This window comes from Psychrobacter sp. 1U2, from assembly GCF_051847575.1.
In genome coordinates, this window is sequence record NZ_JBPYDC010001075.1 from 1 (window position 1) to 715 (window position 715).

Annotated in this window: 1 protein-coding gene; it reads right to left on the bottom strand. The window is 46.3% G+C overall.

Annotated elements, in window-relative coordinates:
* A partial coding sequence (locus ACS8FD_RS20470; RefSeq protein WP_439277216.1) for a ComEC/Rec2 family competence protein occupies nt 1-649 on the bottom strand: 649 nt, incomplete at its 3' end.
* Nucleotides 650-715: the final 66 nt, after the last annotated feature.

Sequence of the window (715 nt, forward strand, 5' to 3'; positions counted from 1 at the left end):
CAAGTAACACACGCATGGTACTAATAGGCAGTAGCGTTAATCGCACCAACCCTATTGCTAGTAGCATCCATGCGGTACGGGCAGCTGGTACATCAAATCCTGTAAATAACGCATAGATAAAAGCAACACCAATCATGACCCACCAACGTACCTGCCAGCGCGGTATATTACGATACAGCGCTGGCCACTGGTGGTTTACTAACCAAACTGCGGCACCTGCGAGTATGATGGCCAAAAACAAAACATGCGTGCCAGAAATGGCTAACAGATGCGAGATACCAGCCAACTGGTATAGATCCTTGGTCTCGTGATTGATTAAACTACGATCACCTGTCAGTAAACTTAACGTTACTGCTTTGGCTTGTTGCTCTGCTGTCGTTTGCTGCAGCCAATCTGCATAAAAATGCTGACGCAGCTGCCAACGCCACTGGTCAATATGAGTGCGCAAACTGTTAAGAAATGAGTCAAACGCGGCATTTGAAGCAAGCATTGTCGATGAGCTATCTAACACTCTGATAGGCTCGCCAGTCGCCATAATAGTAGCCATACCATCGATATGACGTCCCCGTAACCAGCGATAGCTGTCGAAACCTGTTGGATTGTTGAGTGTTTGTCCAGAGGTGACTAGAGGTACAAGCTTTAAAGTCATGAGCAACTGATCACCAGGCTGTAGACCATTAAGATCAATTGTTTGTGTGTTACTAGATGTTCGCTT